Below are 16945 nucleotides of genomic sequence, written 5' to 3'. Positions count from 1 at the left end.
ATGTGTCTGTAGTGCGCGGGCTCGTGGAGCGCCATGCGTTCAGACCTCGGCCTCACCACCGGCATCCTGCTCCGATGGGAAGAGGCGGAAGCAGCGCTCAAAGATCGCTCTTCGGCCATTCATGCGCTCTTGTCATCGTTTGGCCGCATGTATTATGCATTTGCCACCAAATATGGGAGAGCGCGGCCGCGGAAGGTCGCTCACGCTGGAGCGCGGAACGGGCAAGGAATGATGATGGGTGGGAAATTCTCGATCGTGGGGGCACTTTCGGCACTGGCGATTGCCGGAGCATTGAGCTTTTCGGCCGCCACGGTCGCCAGGGCGGCAAGCGAGGTCAAGGTGATCGTCAACAATGTCGTGATCACCTCGGGCGACATTGCCAAGCGCACAGCTTTCCTTCGTCTTCAGCACCAGAGCGGCGGAGCCGCCGAAGCGAAAAAGCAGCTGATTGACGAGGTCCTCAAGCGGGGCGAAATTGCCCGGGTCCAGCAGTCGGTCAGCACCCAGGAGGTCGATGCCGCCTACGCGCGTTTTGCCGCGGGCAACAAGCTCTCGACCGAACAGCTCGGCAAAATCCTCGAACAGGCGGGCGTCGGGGTAGAGCACTTCAAGCAATATATCGCCGTTCAGATGAGTTGGCCGCGTCTCGTGAACTTCCGCTATGGCAGCGCCAATCGTCTTTCCGGTGGCGACCTCGTCAAGCGCATGATGGAAGCGGGCGGCGACAAGCCGGTGACGACGGAATATTTCCTGCAACAGGTCATCTTCGTCATTCCGGAATCGAAGCGCGGCGCGATCACCGGTAAGCGGCAGGCGGAAGCGAACGCCTCGCGCTCCAAATTTCCCGGTTGCGACAGCTCGAAGGCCTTCGCAGCGAACTACCGCGACGTGTCGATCCGCAGTCTTGGTCGGGTGCTCGCGCAGCAACTGCCGGAGGAATGGAAGCCGCTCGTCGAGAAAGCGGGCGACGGGATGACCACGGGCACGCGCGTCACGGAAAAGGGCGTCGAATATCTGGCGATCTGCAAAAAGCGCCAGGTCAATGACGACACTGCCGCCGAAATCGTCTTTCGCGCCGAGGATCTCGGCAAGAAAACGGGCAGCGAGGATCCGAACAGCGCCAAATATCTCGAAGAACTGCGCGCCAAGGCGCAGATCATCAACAAGTAACGGCCGGTCATGAACGAGACGAGCGACGGTCCGATCGCCCTGACGATGGGCGATCCGGCCGGTATCGGCCCGGACATCACCCTTTCCACATGGGCGCTCCGGCGGTCGCAAGAGATCCCCCCTTTCCTTTTCATCGGTGACCCGGCGGTGCTCTCCGAGCGTGCCAAGGCCCTCGGAGAGACCGTTCAGATCAGGGAGACCGATTGCGCGGGTGCGGCCGTGGCCTTCGCTGACGCGCTCCCCGTCCTGCCGATCCGCTGCCCCGCCGCCGTCGTTGCCGGCCAACCCAACCCGGAGAACGCCGTCACCGTCACCGGGGCGATCGATACCGCCGTCCGGCTGGTAATGAGCGGCGAAGCCACCGCCGTGACGACCAACCCGATCGCCAAGGCCGTCCTCTATGAGGCGGGATTCCGCTTCCCCGGCCATACCGAATATCTCGCCGACCTCGCGGAGAAGGCGACGGGTGCGCCCACCCTGCCGGTGATGATGCTCGCCGGACCGAAACTGCGCGCTGTGCCCGTGACCATTCATATTCCGCTCAAGGAGGTGCCGGCTGCCCTGACCCCAGACCTCATCTACAAGACTTCCGTGATCACGGCCGGCGATCTCAAGCGCCGCTTCGGCGTGGCGGCGCCTCGCCTCGCGATTGCCGGCCTCAACCCGCATGCGGGCGAAGGCGGAGCGCTCGGTCTCGAGGACGATGCAATCATCCGTCCCGTCATCGACCGGCTCCGCACCGAGGGACTGGATGTCGCAGGCCCGCTTCCGGCCGACACCATGTTCCACGACCGCGCCAGGGAAACCTTTGACGTCGCCATCTGCATGTATCACGACCAGGCGCTGATCCCCGCCAAGGCGCTCGGCTTTGACGACAGCGTCAATGTCACGCTCGGCCTGCCCTTCATCAGGACGTCGCCAGACCACGGCACCGCATTCGGCATCGCCGGCAAAGGAATAGCACGCGCGCACAGTCTGATCGCCGCATTGCGCCTGGCGGCGGAACTCGCCGCCAACACGGCGGGAGCTTTTCGCTGATGGCGGCGCTCGACGGCCTGCCGCCCCTTCGAGACGTCATCCACCGCCATGGATTGGACGCGAAAAAGGCGCTCGGGCAGAACTTCCTGCTCGACCTCAATCTCACCCAGAAGATCGCCCGCACGGCCGGTCCACTCGAGGACGTGACCGTTATCGAAGTCGGCCCCGGCCCTGGCGGGCTGACGCGCGCGATCCTGGCGCTTGGTGCGAAGAAGGTCGTCGCAATCGAACGCGACCCCCGTTGCCTGCCGGCGCTCGCGGAAATTGGCGCCCATTATCCTGACCGTCTGGAGGTGATCGAGGCCGACGCCCTGAAGATCGACTTTGAAACGCTCGCCGACGGCCCGACGCGCATCATCGCCAACCTGCCCTATAACGTCGGTACCCAGCTCCTGGTCAATTGGCTGTTGCCGAAGCGCTGGCCGTCCTTCTGGCAGTCGCTGACCCTGATGTTTCAGCGTGAGGTGGGCCTGCGGATCGTCGCAAGTGCGGATGACGATCATTACGGCCGCCTGGGCGTTCTCTGCGGCTGGCGGACGAAGGCGCGGCTGGCATTCGACGTGCCGCCCCAGGCCTTCACGCCGCCACCGAAGGTGACCTCCACGGTCGTGCACTTGGAGCCGATCGAAAATCCGATCCCCTGCCCGGTTAAATCACTCGAGAGAGTGACCCATGCGGCCTTCGGCCAGCGTCGCAAGATGCTGCGGCAAAGCCTTAAGCCGCTCGGCGGCGAGGCACTGCTTGCCAAGGCGGGCATCGACCCGCAACGCCGCGCCGAAACGCTGACGGTCGAAGAATTCTGCCGTCTGGCCAATTGCCTTTGAGCGGTATCTGGAACGGACACAGCGAAGCACCCCCTCTGGCCTGCCGGCCATCTCCCCCACAAGGGGAGAGATCGGCAAGTGGCGATCTCTCGCCCCAGATAGCTGGGTTCCGGTCTTCCGCATTCGCACACGCGATGTTGATACTGGCTCGGCTGTGCTTCTGGCCGATCTCCCCCCCTTGTGGGGGAGATGCCCGGCAGGGCAGAGGGGGCATCGCCCCCTTCCCGCTTTCCCGACGCTCGCCGAATAGCCCAGAGAAGTCAGAAAGGATTCTCCGTCAGAAGCCCATTGACGAATTCGAACAGTCCGGGTCGACGGTCGCGACGCAGCCGTTCGGCCTCGATGATCGAGCGGACTGCAGAAAAGGCGCGGTCGAGGTCGTCGTTCACGACGATATAATCGTACTCTCGCCAGTGCTCGATCTCAGCGCGCGAATTGGCGAGCCGGGTGGCGATGACTTCCTCGGTGTCTTCGGCGCGCCGATGCAGGCGCGACTGCAGTTCGGCCATGGTCGGCGGCAGAATGAAAATCGAAACCACGTCGCCAGCCATCTTCTCCTGAAGCTGCTGGGCTCCCTGCCAGTCAATGTCGAAGAGCATATCACGGCCCTCGGCCATGGCCGTCTCGACGGCGTCGCGCGGCGTGCCGTAGTAGTTTCCGTGCACTTCGGCCCATTCAAGCAGCGAATCCGTCGCCTTCAATGCTTCGAATTCCCGGACGGACTTGAAGAAATAGTGGCGCCCCTCGATCTCGCTCGGCCGGCGCGCCCGCGTCGTCACGCTCACCGAAATGCTGAGTTCCGGATCCGCCTCGAGGAGATTGCGCGCGATCGTCGATTTTCCGGCACCCGACGGGGACGATATCACGAGCATCAATCCGCGACGGGCAATCTTGATGGGCGAAGGGGTCGCCGATTTCATGTCTTACTCCAAGTTCTGAACCTGTTCGCGGAACTGGTCGATGACCACCTTCAATTCGATACCGGCAGCCGAAACAGCGGCGGCGTTCGACTTCGAACAGATCGTATTCGATTCGCGGTTAAATTCCTGTGCAAGGAAATCGAGCTTGCGCCCGACCGGTCCGCCCCTCGCCAGGAGGTCGCGCGCGGCGGCGACGTGGGCACCCAGACGATCGATTTCTTCGCGGAGATCAGCCCTGGTAGCGAGTAAGGCGACCTCGGCATGCAGCCTTTCGCGGTCAAGCGAGGACGAATTCTCCATCACCAGCGCCAATTGCTGCGCCAGCCGGTCGGCAATGGCCTGCGGGCTGCGCGACGGATCGTTCTCCACCGTGGCCCTCAGCTGCTCGATGCGGTCCACCTGGGCGGAAAGAATCTGTCCGAGTGCGCTTCCCTCCTTTTCCCGCATGCTTTTCAGGTCGGCGAGCGCCTGATCCAGGCCGGAAAGGATGTCCGCATCGCGGGCCTCACGCTCGCTCTCGCTCTCTTCCGGCTCGCGAAAGTCGATGATGCCGCGGATTGTCAGCAGCGTGTCGAACCGAAGCGGCGCCGGATCGACCCGGTCGCCGATCTGCTCCCGCAACTTCAGCACTGCCGCCAGCGCTTCGTGATTGACCACGGCCTCGATCGCCGTCTCGCTACTCGCAAGCGACAGGGCGATCTGCAGGTTGCCGCGCGAAAAATACTGTGCGGCGAGGCGCCGACAGTCCGGCTCCAGTCGCTCCAGACCGGGCGGCAGGCGCAGCCGCACGTCGAGCCCTTTGCCATTGACCGAGCGCAATTCCCACGCCCAGCGAAAGCGCCCGCTGCTCCCCTCTTTTCTGGCAAAGCCGGTCATCGATTGGAGCGGCATGTCATCCTCCATCGTTCCTACAGTGCCCCGCGTCTCATTCGACGCGCAAAGATCGCTGTAGCACTTTGAATTGCGGCATGTCTTTGTCCGTAAATCAAACTCGATTCAAGAAGACACGCGGTAGCAGCAGCAATAGGTCGGCGGCGCAGCATCCCGCAAGGGATAACCGCGCCGCCTGCCGATCGTCCACAATACAGCGTCCTTTGTGCGTCCTTCAGGACGTCACTGCACGCGACAACAGCCGCTGTCTGGCGGTTGCGGTGGAGCAATGCTCTCCTCCGCCATAGCCTGGCTTATGCACAGAAATAAAGGCGAAGACGCTGCGAGAACGGTCCAAATGGTCGCGCCGATGGCGCACGGGCTCGTTTCTACTGCGCCTCAACCGCGGGTGCTGCCTCCGCGGCGGCCTTCGCCGCCTCCGCCGCCTTTTCAGCTTCGAGCTTTCGCCACCGCCGAACATTGGCGTTGTGCTCCTCGAGCGTTTCAGCGAAGACGTGCCCGCCCGTCCCGTCAGCGACGAAATAGAGTTCGGGCGTGCGCGACGGATTGGCGACCGCTTCGAGAGCGGCCCGGCCGGGATTGGCGATCGGTGTCGGCGGCAGCCCCTTGATGACATAGGTGTTGTAGGGCGTGTCCTTGTCGAGATCCGATTTCAGGATCGCCCGATCCGCAGGTTTGCCCTCTCCCCCGAAGATGCCGTAGATGATCGTCGGGTCCGATTGCAGCCGCATCCCTTTTTCGAGCCGGTTGATGAATACCGACGCGACCCGCGGCCGCTCGTCGGCACGTCCCGTTTCCTTTTCGACGATCGAGGCAAGGGTGACGAATTCCTCGATCGTTGAAATCGGCAGGTCGGGATCGCGTTTGCTCCAGATCTGCTCGACCATGGCTTTCTGCGCGGCGATCATCTGCTCGATGATTTCGTTGCGTTGCGTACCGCGCATGAACTTGTAGGTATCCGGCTTAAGCGACCCCTCCGGCGGCAGTTCGCTCGGGAGCTCGCCTACGAGAACCGGATCATCGGCGAGCTTGCGGAACATCTGCTTGACCGTCAGGCCCTCCGGCAGCGAGACCGAATAGAGGATCGACTTGCCTGACTTCAGGAGCTGCATGATCTCCTGCATCGAAGCATGGGCCTTGATCTCGTATTCGCCGGCCTTCAGCGTGTCATCGTCCAGATAGGCCTCGGAGACAAAGCGGAACACGCGGCTATCGGTGATGATGTCGTTGCGCTCCAGGCCATTGGCGATTTCCTGTATGCCGGCACCGCTGCGCACGATGAAATTCCTGTTCGCCTCGAGCGGACCCGGCTTTTCATATTCGTGCATGGCGTAATAGACGGCGCCGGCCGCCGCCAGTGCCACTAGGACGACGACAGTCATCATGAAGTTCAAGAAGATCACGACTTGGCTGCGGGCCTTTCGCGAACGCTTCGGCGGCTGCGGCACCTTTTCCGGTCGCAGCGCCTCGCTGGCCGACTTCGGAATGATCGGCCCGTTGCTCCCGCTCTCATTGCGGCCGAACTGCGCCGCTCTGTTCTCGTTTGAGTCGCTCACGATGATCCCGAATCCGAAATTCGCTCCTTCGATCAAGCAGCCCGCCGGCGCGAATTTCGGCCTGGACCGGCGGCACGCATGAATGTGTCAGGGCAATGGGTATCCTACAATTGTCAGCCGTGCCTTGCGCGAACATCGCCACCGCGTGGCGATGAAGCCGGCCGGTTCCCCGTCAACGATGACTCCCGCCCTCGAGAGCGGCATGCGCACGGAACGTCGCCCGCATTCCCCCTGCCAAGCCCTTCGCCGACAGGTTTTAGCGAGCATTGCGGCAAAAAGCAGGACATTCGGCGGCGGGACCGGGCTCGACAGCGCGGGCAACGCGCTGTCACACCGAGAGCGCAGCATCAATCGCCCGTGTAGCGGCGCAGAACCAGAGATGCGTTCGTGCCGCCGAAACCGAAAGAATTCGACAGGGCAACATTGATCTCGCGCTTGCGGGCGACGTGCGGCACCAGATCAATCTTGGTCTCGACGGACGGATTGTCGAGATTGAGCGTGGGCGGTGCGACATTGTCGCGAATCGCCAGCGCCGAAAAAATCGCCTCGACCGCGCCCGCAGCCCCGAGCAGATGCCCGATGGCCGACTTCGTCGAAGACATGGATATTTTCGACGCGCTGTCGCCGACCAGTCGCTCGACGGCGCCGAGTTCGATCGTGTCGGCCATGGTCGACGTGCCGTGCGCGTTGATGTAGTCGACATCGGCGGCCGTGATCCCCGCGCGCTTCAGCGCCATCTGCATGCAGCGATAGGCACCATCACCATCCTCCGAAGGCGCGGTGATGTGGAAGGCATCGCCGGAGAGGCCATAGCCGACCACCTCGGCATAGATCTTGGCGCCGCGGGCCTTTGCATGATCGAGTTCTTCCAGAACGACGACGCCGGCGCCTTCACCCATGACGAAGCCGTCGCGATCCGCATCATATGGCCGCGACGCTTTTTGCGGGCTGTCGTTGTGCTGGGTCGAGAGCGCCTTGCAGGCGGCAAAGCCCGCCAGTGAAATGCGGCAAATCGGCGATTCGGTTCCGCCTGCCACCATCACGTCGGCATCGCCGAGCGCAATCAGCCGGCTTGCATCGCCAATCGCATGCGCGCCGGTCGAGCACGCCGTGACGACGGAATGGTTGGGGCCGCGCAACCGGTGGCGAATGGAGACCTGGCCAGAGGCAAGATTGATCAGACGGCCCGGAATGAAAAAGGGCGATAGCCGGCGGGGACCCCTGTCGCGCAAGGTGTAGCCGCCCTCGACGATCCCTTCCAGGCCGCCGATCCCGGAACCGATCAGAACGCCGGTCGCGATCTGGTCTTCATCGCTTTCCGGCTTCCAGCCCGCATCGGCCAGCGCCATGTCCGCGGCCGCCATCGCATAGACGATGAAGGGATCGACCTTGCGCTGCTCCTTCGGCTCCATCCAGTCGTCGGCATTGAAGGTGCCGTCGGCACCGTCGCCGAACGGGATACGGCAGGCGATCTTGGCGGGGAGATCCTCAACCTCGAATTCCGTGACCTTGCGCGCCGCGTTGCCGCCGGCAAGAAGACGCGACCAGCTAACCTCGGTTCCGCAACCCAGAGGCGATACCATGCCGGTACCGGTGATAACGACACGTCTCATAAACCGTGATCCACCCTGACTGTTCGATTCCAGTGCCGGACCGGACCGCCTGCGACGCCCCGACCCATGCCTCCGCTGCAAATCTTGTGACGACGTTCATAGGGAAAGGCGGGAACGCTTTGCTGATCGCTACCCGCGGCAGACGCGGGCCAGCCCACCTCCCCAGGGCTGAGCGGGCCGCGAGAAAGGCGGCCCGTCAAGCGGCTTTGGCCGCGAAATGCAATCAGGCCTGAGCCTTCTCGATGAACTTGACGGCGTCGCCGACGGTCAGGATCGAGTCCGCAGCGTCGTCCGGGATCTCGACACCGAATTCTTCTTCGAATGCCATGACCAGTTCGACCGTGTCGAGCGAGTCCGCGCCGAGGTCATCGATGAAGCTTGCGCCTTCGCTGACCTTTTCGGCGTCGACGCCAAGATGATCAATAACAATTTTCTTCACGCGTTCTGCGATATCGCTCATGTCGGAGTTCCTCGACCTTCGTTTCTCTGCGGCGCCAATGGCGCCGGTATTCAATTCACGCCTGATAGACCAAGATGGGCCACCGGGCAATCCATTCAACCGACACTGCGGAAAACCGTGGCAGCGAAGCTGCCGGACGACCCGACCGGACCGGTCGACTGCGCACAGTCATGGCCCGATTAACACGGTTTAAGTCTGTCGCAAAGTCGGAAAATGCCTGACATTCGCTTGCTCAACATTGAATTTCAGGCATTTGGCCTCGGTTCAGACGGCCGGCTGGGTGTCGCGAAAACCAGCCACGGGAACACGGGATCAGATCATTGCCATGCCGCCATTGACGTGGATGGTTTGGCCGGTGACGTAGCTCGCCTCATTGGAGGCGAGATAGACGACGGCGGAGGCCACCTCCGCGCCGCTCCCCATGCGTCGCATCGGGATGGCCGCCATGATGCCTTCCTTCTGCTTCTCGTTCAGCTTGCCGGTCATGGCGCTTTCGATGAAGCCCGGCGCGACGCAGTTCACGGTGACGTTGCGGGTGGCAATTTCCTGGGCAAGCGATTTGGAGAAGCCGATCATGCCCGCCTTCGACGCGCAATAATTGGCTTGGCCCGGGTTGCCGGTGACGCCGACGACGGAGGTGATGTTGATGATGCGGCCGAAGCGGCGGCGCATCATGGGATGGGTCAGTTCCCGCGTCAGGCGGAACACGGACGTCAGGTTGACCTCCAGAACATTGTCCCAGTCCTCGTCGCTCATACGAACGAAAAGTCCGTCCTTGGTGATGCCGGCATTGTTGACGAGGATGTCGACGCCGCCGAGTTCGACCTCCGCCTTTTCGCCAAGCGCCTTGACTTCGCTCCTGGCGGAGAGGTTCGCGGGGAAGACATGGACCCGCTCGCCGAGCGAGTTCGCCAATGCCTCGAGCTTCTCCACGCGCGTGCCGTGCAGGCCGACGGTGACGCCTTGGGCATGCAGCAAGCGGGCGATTTCCTCGCCAATACCACCGGACGCGCCGGTTACGAGGGCCTTGCGGCCGGAAAGATCGAACATGGATTTCTCCCTTGTGATTGCGGCGCTCAGGCCACGAGGGCGGCAAGCGCCGCGTCGATATCGGCGGGCGTATTGACCGCGATGCCGGTGACATTCTTGTCGATCCGCCGGGCAAGCCCCGTCAGCACCTTGCCCGAGCCGATCTCGTAAAGCGTCGCGACGCCATTGGCGGCGAACCATTGCACCGTCTCGCGCCAGCGCACCTGCCCAGTCACCTGCTCCACGAGCAGCCGCGCGATCTTCTCGGCATCGCCGACTGGGGCAGCGCGCACGTTCGCCACGACCGGCACGGCTGGATTGCGCATTTCGACCTTGGAGAGCGCCTCGCGCATGGCTTCGGCGGCGGGTGCCATCAGGGCGGAATGGAAGGGCGCCGAGACCGGCAGCATCAAGGCCCGCTTGGCACCCTTTTCCGAAGCAAGCGCCGCCGCTCTTTCGACCGCCGGCCTCTCGCCGGAGATCACCAACTGCCCGCCGCCATTGTCGTTGGCGATCTGGCATGCGCCGATCGACGCGGCCTCACGACAGACCGCCTCGACATCATCGTGCTCGAGGCCGATGATCGCCGCCATCGCGCCCTTCCCGACCGGAACGGCCGCCTGCATGGCATTGCCGCGAATGCGCAAGAGTCGCGCCGTATCGGCGAGGGAAAAGGTCCCGGCGGCACAAAGGGCCGAGTACTCGCCGAGCGAATGACCGGCGACGAACGAGACCTTGCTCTTCAGATCGAGCCCTTTTGCCTCGAGGACACGGATGACGGCGAGCGAGACCGCCATCAGCGCCGGCTGCGCATTGGCGGTTAGCGTGAGCGCCTCTTCGGGCCCGTTCCACATGATCTCGGAAAGCTTCTCGCCAAGCGCTTCATCGACTTCGGCAAAGACGGCGGCCGCTTCCGGGAAAGCTTCCGCCAGATCCTTGCCCATGCCGACAGCCTGGCTGCCCTGACCGGGGAACGTGAATGCAATGCTCATCAGGAGTGCCTCTTCCCATGATCGTTTCAGGGCGGAGCGATCCGGCCCGCCTCGATCGATCCCGTGGTTCAAACGGAACACCGGCGAAGACATCCTCCGCTTCCGACCCGCCTGCTGTTTTCCCCTCTCCATTCACATTCCTGACCGGCGAGTCAAGCGCGCGGCGCCGTCTTCATCAGCCTCTCCTTGGCTTTTGCCCTTGAACTTCGTCAATCAAGACGTAAGTTTGCCTTCGTCATTGCTGCCGCGCACCATCTATACTCGGGCTGCAGGCATCATCCTGCATTGAGGCGGCGCGCCAACCCTCCCGCCGGCGCGCGCCCGCCACGACCAAGGCCCGCCACGACCAAGGAACGTCACCTCATGCGCTACAACACACTCGGCCGCACCGGCATCAAGGTTTCCGAGATCTGCCTCGGGACGATGACCTGGGGCTCGCAGAACACGCCGACAGAGGCCCATGCACAGCTCGACTACGCCTTCGAGCTCGGCGTGAATTTCATCGACACAGCAGAACTCTACCCTACGACGCCGCTTTCGCCCGAGACCTATGGCAATACCGAACGCATCGTCGGCGAGTGGCTGACAAAGCGGCGGCGGCGCGACGATGTGGTGCTCGCGACCAAGGTCGCAGGCTCCGGCCGCTCCTATATCCGCAATGGGGGAGCGATCACCCCGGAGGGCATCGACCAGGCGATCAATGCCAGCCTCAAACGGCTGAAGACCGACTACGTCGATCTCTATCAGATTCACTGGCCGAACCGCGGCCACTATCATTTCCGCAATGCGTGGTCCTACGATCCATCGAAACAGGACAAGGCGCATGTCGCCGCCGATCTAAAGGCAATTCTCGACAAGCTCGGCGAACTCGTGAGGGCCGGAAAGGTTCGCTCCGTCGGGCTTTCGAACGATACGGCCTGGGGCACGATGAAGATGCTCGACCTCGCCGAGCAACATGGCCTTCCACGCGTGGCGACGATCCAGAACGAATACAACCTACTTTATCGCAGCTACGACCTCGACCTGGCCGAACTGTCGCACCATGAGGATGTCGGGCTGCTCGCCTATTCGCCGCTCGCAGCCGGCCTCCTGACCGGAAAGTATCTCGACGGGGCGAAGCCCGCCGGATCGCGCCTGTCGATCAACGGCGATCTCGGCGGCCGCTTCACGCCGCACCAGGAACCCGCCGTTGCAGCCTATGTGGCGCTCGCGCGGGAACAGGGTCTCGATCCGGCGCAGATGGCGCTCGCTTTCTGCCTGACGCGACCGTTCCTGGCCTCGGCCATCATCGGCGCCACATCGATTGCACAGCTGAAGACCGATATCGGCGCCGCCGAGATTACGCTCTCACAGGACGTCATGAACGGCATTCGCCGTCTGCATCGGCTCTATCCGGCGCCGATCTGATCGGGATCGCCCCTCTCAGGCAGCCATCAAGCGGCAGCTTTCCGCGCAACGCCGGCAGGCGTCGACGCAACCCTGCATGTCGCCGATGCGTTCGCAATCGGTCGCGCATTCGGCGCAGATCTCCGCGCATTCGGCGCAGATGTGCCGGTGATGGCGCGTCCCGACCAGCATGAAATGCGCCGCGGTCCGGCAAACTTCCGCGCAGGCCATCATCAACCGGAAATGCGACGGCTCGGTGTGCTTGCCGCCCGTTTCCAGGCAATGGCCTATCGCCGTCGAGAGGCAGGCACTGTAGCAGGCGAGGCACTTGTCGATGCATTCCTGCACCTTGGGGTCGATATGGCTCATCTTCGTCTCCTGCTGCTTGCGGTGTTGCAGGAGGCAAAACAAGGACGGCAGGCGTATGTTCCCCAATCTCCCCATCTGAGCGCGCCGAATGGCCGCACGTCCGGCAAGTTCTTGCGATCGCGCCTTGCATTTGTCCGGAAAATCCGTATAAGCGCGCTGTTCGAAACGCCCGGTCTTCTGGCTGGTGGCTGAACGGAGGGCCGGCTTCCGCCTTGGAGGCCGCTAGGAATATAGAGATATTCCGGCCTCCCGTGTCTCCGCTCTCGACCGTCTCGATACAACACTTTCTTGCCGGCTCGTCGCAGCCAATAAGAACAGTCGTTGAGGCTTAGCCGCCGAGGCCCGGGCTGATTAACGCAAGAAAGGCAAGCCACAATGGCTCTTTATGAACACGTATTCCTTGCACGGCAGGACATCACGCCGCAGCAGGTCGACGCCCTCGTCGAACAGTACAAGGGCGTAATCGAAGCGAATGGCGGCAAGGTCGGTCGCGTCGAGAACTGGGGCCTGAAGTCCCTCACCTACCGCATCAAGAAGAACCGCAAGGCTCACTACGTCCTCATGGACATCGATGCTCCGGCGCCGGCAGTCCACGAAGTCGAGCGCCAGATGCGCATCAACGAAGACGTGCTGCGCTATATGACGATCGCCGTCGAGAAGCACGAAGAGGGCCCGTCCGCGATGATGCAGAAGCGCGACCGCGACGATCGTCCGCGCGGCGAAGGCCGTGGCCCCCGCGACGGGGGCGACCGTGGTCCCCGTTCCGACCGTGGTGACCGCGAAGACCGCCCGCGCCGTCCGCGTGAAGACCGCGCGTAATCAGAAGCCGAAGGAGATAGATGACAATGGCTGAAGTTTCTTCCGCTCCGGTACGCCGCCCGTTCCACCGTCGCCGCAAGACCTGCCCCTTCTCGGGCGCAAACGCTCCGCGGATCGACTACAAGGACGTCCGCCTCCTGCAGCGCTACATTTCCGAGCGCGGCAAGATCGTTCCGTCCCGCATCACCGCCGTTTCCCAGAAGAAGCAGCGCGAACTCGCCCAGGCGATCAAGCGCGCACGCTTCCTCGGCCTGCTGCCCTACGTCGTGTCGTAAGGCCATGACTCTCCGTTGATCGCCTGACTCAACGGAAGTTCAAATCCCTTGGGCAGGGCTCTTCATCTCGGATGAAGCCCTGCCCTCTCCCTTCCGCGGTGGGCGCGGACCGGAACCGGCGGTAGACGCCAAATCCCATGTTGGGGCACGCGAACAGTCGCCCCTAACTGCGTTGAAGCAGGACAGCGAACGTGCAGAACTGGAACAGGACATCGCTGATCGTCGGCGCGCTCGCCGGCATTACCGCCGCCCTTCTGTCGATGGGCGCGAATACGCAGTCGTCCTTTGCCATTGTCCTCTATGCCGCTTCCGCGCTGCCGATCCTGATCGCCGGGCTCGGCTGGGGCAACGCCGCCGCCATTGCCGCCATTGCCGCCGCTAGCGTGACGGCAGCAAGCCTCGCGTCCCCCTATTTCGCGCTTCTAATCCTGGTCGTGACCCTTATTCCCGCGGGCTGGCTCAGCCATCTCGCCAATCTCGCCCGCCCGGCCAGCGAGATCGGCGGACCGGAGAGCGCCCTCGCCTGGTATCCGCTTTCAGACATCCTCAGCCATCTCGCGGGCCTCGTCACCATCGGCATGATCATTGTCGGCTACATCGTCGGCTATGATGCGAGCGTCTCCGACCTCATGGTCGATATGCTGATCGAGGCGGTGAAGGCGCAGGAGCCGCTCTACAATCCGGACGCTGCCTCCGTCGCCCAGTTGAAGGCAATATTCACGCTGGCGCTCCCGCTCGTGCAAGGGGCCGTCTGGGTGATGATGCTGTTTTCGGCCTACTATCTTGCAATCCGTATCGTGCAGATGTCCGGTCGCTCCGTGCGGCCGCGGGAAGATATCCCCTCCACGCTGCGCATGCATCGCAACGCCATCTTCATCTTTCTCGCAGGGCTCGTCCTCGCCTTCATCGGCGGCGCGCCCGCGACGATCGGCGCCCTCGTTTGCGGCACCTTCGGTGCGGGCTTTCTGCTTTCGGGCTTTGCCTCCTTCCACTACCGCACGCGCGGCAGGGCATGGCGGCTGCCCGTGCTGTGGATCGCCTATCTGTCGGTATTCGTGTTCACGCTTCCGGCGCTCTTCTTCCTTCTCTTCGGATTGACCGACACTCGACGCACCATCGCGGTTACGCCGACGGGAAAAAGCTAAACAACGAACAATGCCAAACTGAAAGGAACGAAATCATGGAAGTCATTCTTCTCGAACGCATCGCCAAGCTCGGCCAGATGGGCGAAACCGTGAAGGTTCGCGACGGGTTCGCCCGCAACTACCTGCTGCCGCTCGGCAAGGCGCTGCGCGCCAATGCTGCCAACAAGGCCCGCTTCGAAGCAGAGCGCGCAACGCTTGAAGCCCGCAATCTGGAGCGCAAGTCGGAAGCCCAGAAGGTTGCCGAAACGCTCGACGGCAAGTCCTTCGTCATCGTCCGTTCCGCTGGCGAAACCGGCCAGCTTTACGGCTCGGTTGCCGCTCGCGACATCATTGAAGCCCTGGCTGCAGAAGGTTTCAACATCAACCGCAACCAGGTGAACCTCAACCAGCCGATCAAGGCTATCGGTGTCCATAAGGTTACGCTGCACCTGCATGGCGAAGTCGATGCAGTCATCGAAATCAACGTCGCCCGCTCTGCCGAAGAAGCCGAGCGTCAGGCCAAGGGCGAAAGCCTGACCTCCGCCGAGGCGATCTACGGCGTCGACGAGGACGCGCTGAAGCCGGAAGACTTCTTCAACCCGGAAGCCGAGTTCGAAGGCGAAGAAGAATAAGCGCCAGCGAAAGAACTGATTCAGGAGAAACCCGGACCCCTTGTGGTCCGGGTTTTTTCTTTCCCGGGCAGGTCGACCTAACCACTCGCTTAGCGAGCGACGCCAAAGCGCGAATCAGATACCTTATCCGGACTCCCAGTCTCAATTGCCCCTGCCTTGCGACCGGCCCCTATCGCGCCTTCGGGCGGCCCTGTGGATGAATGTGGACAACGGGCAAAGGCGACGGGCGAGGTTGCATGCCGCGGCACTGTTGCACGGCTACACTAGACGCGGACCGGCGCAGGCCGCAAACCGGATTGCTCGAAGGAACGACAGGCGGAACGGAAAGAAGATCATGAACGACGCAGCGCGAAAGCTCGCCCCCTTGGCCAAGGATCAGGCGGACCAGCACTATCGCGAGGCGCCGAACAACCTGGAAGCCGAACAGGCGCTGCTTGGCGCCATCCTGGTCAACAACGACGCCTTCTACCGCGTGTCGGACTTCCTTAAGCCCGTGCATCTCTACGAGCCGCTGCATCGCAAGATCTTCGAGATCGCCGGCGAAATCATCCGCATGGGCAAGACCGCCAATCCGGTGACGGTCAAGACCTTCCTGAAGGCCGACGAAAAGGTCGGAGACCTGACGGTGGCGCAATATCTCGCGCGCCTAGCGGCCGAAGCCGTTTCGATCATCAATGCGGAGGATTACGGCCGGGCGATCTACGACCTGGCGCTGCGCCGCTCGCTGATCACCATCGGCGAGGATATGGTCAACATCGCCTATGACGCGCCGCTCGACATGCCGCCGCAAAGCCAGATCGAGGATGCCGAACGGCGGCTCTTCGAACTTGCCGAGACGGGGCGCTACGACGGCGGCTTCCAGTCGTTCAATGATGCCGTGGCTCTTGCCATCGACATGGCAGGCCAAGCCTTCGAGCGCGACGGGCATCTTTCGGGCATCTCCACCGGCATCCATTCGCTCGACGGCAAGATGGGCGGGTTGCAGCGTTCGGACCTGATCATCCTGGCCGGACGCCCGGGCATGGGCAAGACGTCGCTTGCGACGAACATCGCCTACAACATCGCTGCGTCCTACGAGCCGGAGGTGCAGCCGGACGGCTCGTTCAAGGCAAAGAACGGCGGCGTCGTCGGCTTCTATTCGCTCGAAATGTCGTCGGAACAGCTTGCAACCCGTATCATCTCCGAGCAGACGGAAGTCTCTTCATCGAAGATCCGCCGCGGCGACATTTCGGAGGCCGATTTCGAAAAGCTCGTCGCCTGCTCGCAGATGATGCAGAAGGTGCCGCTCTATATCGACCAGACCGGCGGCATCTCCATCGCCCAATTGGCGGCGCGCGCCCGACGCCTGAAGCGGCAGCGCGGCCTCGACGTGCTCGTCGTCGACTACGTGCAGCTAATGACCGGCTCGAAGAAATCGGGGGAAAACCGCGTACAGGAAATCACCGAGATTACCACCGGCCTCAAGGCGCTCGGCAAGGAACTCAACGTGCCGATCATTGCACTATCGCAGCTCTCGCGTGCCGTCGAAAGCCGCGAAGACAAGCGCCCGCAGCTGTCTGACTTGCGCGAATCGGGCTCGATAGAGCAGGACGCCGACGTGGTGCTCTTCGTCTTCCGCGAGGAGTATTACGTCAAGAACATGGAGCCGCGTGACGAATTCGATCCGAAATACGAAGAGTGGAAAATGCAGATGGACAAGGTGAAGGGCACGGCCGACGTGATCATCGCCAAGCAGCGTCACGGACCGACCGGCACCGTAAAACTCGCCTTCCAGTCCGAATTCACCCGCTTCTCGGATCTGGCCGACCCGTCGTTCACGCAATACGAACATTGAGCCGGACGGGAGT

The 16945-nt window shown here is 62.7% G+C and carries 18 protein-coding genes; 10 read left to right on the top strand and 8 right to left on the bottom strand.

Features of this window, described 5'->3' with window-relative positions; translation table 11 throughout:
* Window positions 1-228 precede the first annotated feature (228 nt).
* Genes EKH55_RS03755 through rsmA form a run of 3 tightly spaced genes read left to right on the top strand, consistent with a single transcriptional unit; the run spans window position 229 to window position 3032 of the window.
* Window positions 229-1170 carry a peptidylprolyl isomerase gene (locus EKH55_RS03755; protein WP_069460848.1) on the top strand — a complete coding sequence of 314 codons (942 nt, stop codon included), beginning with the start codon at window positions 229-231 and terminating at the stop codon, window positions 1168-1170.
* A 9-nt stretch (window positions 1171-1179) separates the two neighbouring features.
* On the top strand, window positions 1180-2208 hold the full coding sequence (pdxA, locus tag EKH55_RS03750) for a 4-hydroxythreonine-4-phosphate dehydrogenase PdxA (protein ID WP_069460605.1): 1029 nt from the start codon (window positions 1180-1182) through the stop codon (window positions 2206-2208).
* On the top strand, window positions 2208-3032 hold the full coding sequence (gene rsmA, locus EKH55_RS03745) for a 16S rRNA (adenine(1518)-N(6)/adenine(1519)-N(6))-dimethyltransferase RsmA (protein WP_069460604.1): 825 nt from the start codon (window positions 2208-2210) through the stop codon (window positions 3030-3032). Before pdxA ends, rsmA begins: the two co-directional genes overlap by 1 nt.
* Window positions 3033-3292: 260 nt before the next feature.
* On the opposite strand, the gene gmk is transcribed toward rsmA, so the two are convergent.
* The 3 genes from gmk to mltG all read right to left on the bottom strand — a co-directional run bounded on the left by gmk (window position 3293) and on the right by mltG (window position 6333).
* Window positions 3293-3952 carry a guanylate kinase gene (gene gmk, locus EKH55_RS03740; protein WP_069460603.1) on the bottom strand — a complete coding sequence of 220 codons (660 nt, stop codon included), beginning with the start codon at window positions 3950-3952 and terminating at the stop codon, window positions 3293-3295.
* A 3-nt stretch (window positions 3953-3955) separates the two neighbouring features.
* The gene (locus EKH55_RS03735) at window positions 3956-4843 is read right to left on the bottom strand and encodes a YicC/YloC family endoribonuclease (protein ID WP_069460847.1); all 888 of its coding nucleotides are present in this window, start codon (window positions 4841-4843) and stop codon (window positions 3956-3958) included.
* A 368-nt stretch (window positions 4844-5211) separates the two neighbouring features.
* Entirely contained in the window at window positions 5212-6333 is a 1122-nt protein-coding gene (gene mltG / locus EKH55_RS03730; RefSeq protein ID WP_245314731.1) for an endolytic transglycosylase MltG, read from the bottom strand.
* Between mltG and EKH55_RS29650 the strand changes: the two genes are divergently transcribed.
* Entirely contained in the window at window positions 6227-6481 is a 255-nt protein-coding gene (locus EKH55_RS29650) for a hypothetical protein (protein ID WP_245314737.1), read from the top strand. The two genes, mltG and EKH55_RS29650, sit on opposite strands and share 107 nt — an antisense overlap.
* 265 nt (window positions 6482-6746) lie before the next feature.
* On the opposite strand, the gene fabF is transcribed toward EKH55_RS29650, so the two are convergent.
* The 4 genes from fabF to fabD form a co-directional block, all read right to left on the bottom strand.
* Window positions 6747-8012, bottom strand: a complete 1266-nt coding sequence (gene fabF, locus EKH55_RS03725) for a beta-ketoacyl-ACP synthase II (RefSeq protein ID WP_069460602.1) — start codon at window positions 8010-8012, stop codon at window positions 6747-6749.
* Window positions 8013-8235: 223 nt separating this feature from the next.
* Entirely contained in the window at window positions 8236-8472 is a 237-nt protein-coding gene (locus EKH55_RS03720; protein ID WP_003531676.1) for an acyl carrier protein, read from the bottom strand.
* Window positions 8473-8784: 312 nt separating this feature from the next.
* The gene (gene fabG, locus EKH55_RS03715) at window positions 8785-9522 is read right to left on the bottom strand and encodes a 3-oxoacyl-[acyl-carrier-protein] reductase (RefSeq protein ID WP_069460601.1); all 738 of its coding nucleotides are present in this window, start codon (window positions 9520-9522) and stop codon (window positions 8785-8787) included.
* 26 nt (window positions 9523-9548) lie between these two features.
* Complete coding sequence (fabD, locus tag EKH55_RS03710) at window positions 9549-10493, bottom strand: ACP S-malonyltransferase (protein WP_069460845.1); 945 nt, start codon at window positions 10491-10493, stop codon at window positions 9549-9551.
* A gap of 363 nt (window positions 10494-10856) precedes the next feature.
* On the opposite strand from fabD, the gene EKH55_RS03705 reads away from it, so the two are divergent.
* Window positions 10857-11900, top strand: a complete 1044-nt coding sequence (locus EKH55_RS03705) for an aldo/keto reductase (RefSeq protein WP_069460600.1) — start codon at window positions 10857-10859, stop codon at window positions 11898-11900.
* Window positions 11901-11915: 15 nt separating this feature from the next.
* Here the strand turns inward: EKH55_RS03705 and EKH55_RS03700 are convergent, their stop codons facing one another.
* Window positions 11916-12248 carry a four-helix bundle copper-binding protein gene (locus EKH55_RS03700; RefSeq protein WP_151610991.1) on the bottom strand — a complete coding sequence of 111 codons (333 nt, stop codon included), beginning with the start codon at window positions 12246-12248 and terminating at the stop codon, window positions 11916-11918.
* Between the two features lie 375 nt (window positions 12249-12623).
* On the opposite strand from EKH55_RS03700, the gene rpsF reads away from it, so the two are divergent.
* The 5 genes from rpsF (at window position 12624) to EKH55_RS03675 (ending at window position 16932) form a co-directional block, all read left to right on the top strand.
* Window positions 12624-13067 (top strand): 30S ribosomal protein S6, encoded by a 444-nt coding sequence (rpsF, locus tag EKH55_RS03695; RefSeq protein WP_069460598.1) that lies wholly within the window; start codon window positions 12624-12626, stop codon window positions 13065-13067.
* 26 nt (window positions 13068-13093) lie between these two features.
* Entirely contained in the window at window positions 13094-13342 is a 249-nt protein-coding gene (gene rpsR, locus EKH55_RS03690) for a 30S ribosomal protein S18 (RefSeq protein ID WP_012707461.1), read from the top strand.
* A 191-nt stretch (window positions 13343-13533) separates the two neighbouring features.
* Window positions 13534-14487, top strand: a complete 954-nt coding sequence (locus EKH55_RS03685; protein ID WP_069460597.1) for a YybS family protein — start codon at window positions 13534-13536, stop codon at window positions 14485-14487.
* A 35-nt stretch (window positions 14488-14522) separates the two neighbouring features.
* Window positions 14523-15098: a 50S ribosomal protein L9 gene (gene rplI, locus EKH55_RS03680; RefSeq protein WP_069460596.1), complete on the top strand. Its 576-nt coding sequence runs from the start codon at window positions 14523-14525 to the stop codon at window positions 15096-15098.
* A gap of 334 nt (window positions 15099-15432) precedes the next feature.
* The gene (locus EKH55_RS03675) at window positions 15433-16932 is read left to right on the top strand and encodes a replicative DNA helicase (RefSeq protein ID WP_069460595.1); all 1500 of its coding nucleotides are present in this window, start codon (window positions 15433-15435) and stop codon (window positions 16930-16932) included.
* Window positions 16933-16945: the final 13 nt, after the last annotated feature.

The organism is Sinorhizobium alkalisoli, assembly GCF_008932245.1.
Classification (GTDB): domain Bacteria; phylum Pseudomonadota; class Alphaproteobacteria; order Rhizobiales; family Rhizobiaceae; genus Sinorhizobium; species Sinorhizobium alkalisoli.
The sequence above is the reverse complement of the archived record's forward strand: the minus strand, read 5'-3'. Positions and strand labels throughout refer to the sequence as shown.

Excerpts from the sequence above, each read along its gene's own strand:
- EKH55_RS03720 (WP_003531676.1), bottom strand. The coding sequence starts at position 8,472 with ATGAGCGATATCGCAGAACGCGTGAAGAAAATTGTTATTGATCATCTT.
- fabG (WP_069460601.1), bottom strand. The coding sequence starts at position 9,522 with ATGTTCGATCTTTCCGGCCGCAAGGCCCTCGTAACCGGCGCGTCCGGT.
- EKH55_RS03705 (WP_069460600.1), top strand. The coding sequence starts at position 10,857 with ATGCGCTACAACACACTCGGCCGCACCGGCATCAAGGTTTCCGAGATC.
- rpsF (WP_069460598.1), top strand. The coding sequence starts at position 12,624 with ATGGCTCTTTATGAACACGTATTCCTTGCACGGCAGGACATCACGCCG.
- fabF (WP_069460602.1), bottom strand. The coding sequence starts at position 8,012 with ATGAGACGTGTCGTTATCACCGGTACCGGCATGGTATCGCCTCTGGGT.
- gmk (WP_069460603.1), bottom strand. The coding sequence starts at position 3,952 with ATGAAATCGGCGACCCCTTCGCCCATCAAGATTGCCCGTCGCGGATTG.
- rpsR (WP_012707461.1), top strand. The coding sequence starts at position 13,094 with ATGGCTGAAGTTTCTTCCGCTCCGGTACGCCGCCCGTTCCACCGTCGC.
- EKH55_RS03675 (WP_069460595.1), top strand. The coding sequence starts at position 15,433 with ATGAACGACGCAGCGCGAAAGCTCGCCCCCTTGGCCAAGGATCAGGCG.
- fabD (WP_069460845.1), bottom strand. The coding sequence starts at position 10,493 with ATGAGCATTGCATTCACGTTCCCCGGTCAGGGCAGCCAGGCTGTCGGC.
- rplI (WP_069460596.1), top strand. The coding sequence starts at position 14,523 with ATGGAAGTCATTCTTCTCGAACGCATCGCCAAGCTCGGCCAGATGGGC.
- EKH55_RS29650 (WP_245314737.1), top strand. The coding sequence starts at position 6,227 with ATGAAGTTCAAGAAGATCACGACTTGGCTGCGGGCCTTTCGCGAACGC.
- EKH55_RS03735 (WP_069460847.1), bottom strand. The coding sequence starts at position 4,843 with ATGCCGCTCCAATCGATGACCGGCTTTGCCAGAAAAGAGGGGAGCAGC.
- rsmA (WP_069460604.1), top strand. The coding sequence starts at position 2,208 with ATGGCGGCGCTCGACGGCCTGCCGCCCCTTCGAGACGTCATCCACCGC.
- pdxA (WP_069460605.1), top strand. The coding sequence starts at position 1,180 with ATGAACGAGACGAGCGACGGTCCGATCGCCCTGACGATGGGCGATCCG.
- EKH55_RS03700 (WP_151610991.1), bottom strand. The coding sequence starts at position 12,248 with ATGAGCCATATCGACCCCAAGGTGCAGGAATGCATCGACAAGTGCCTC.
- EKH55_RS03755 (WP_069460848.1), top strand. The coding sequence starts at position 229 with ATGATGATGGGTGGGAAATTCTCGATCGTGGGGGCACTTTCGGCACTG.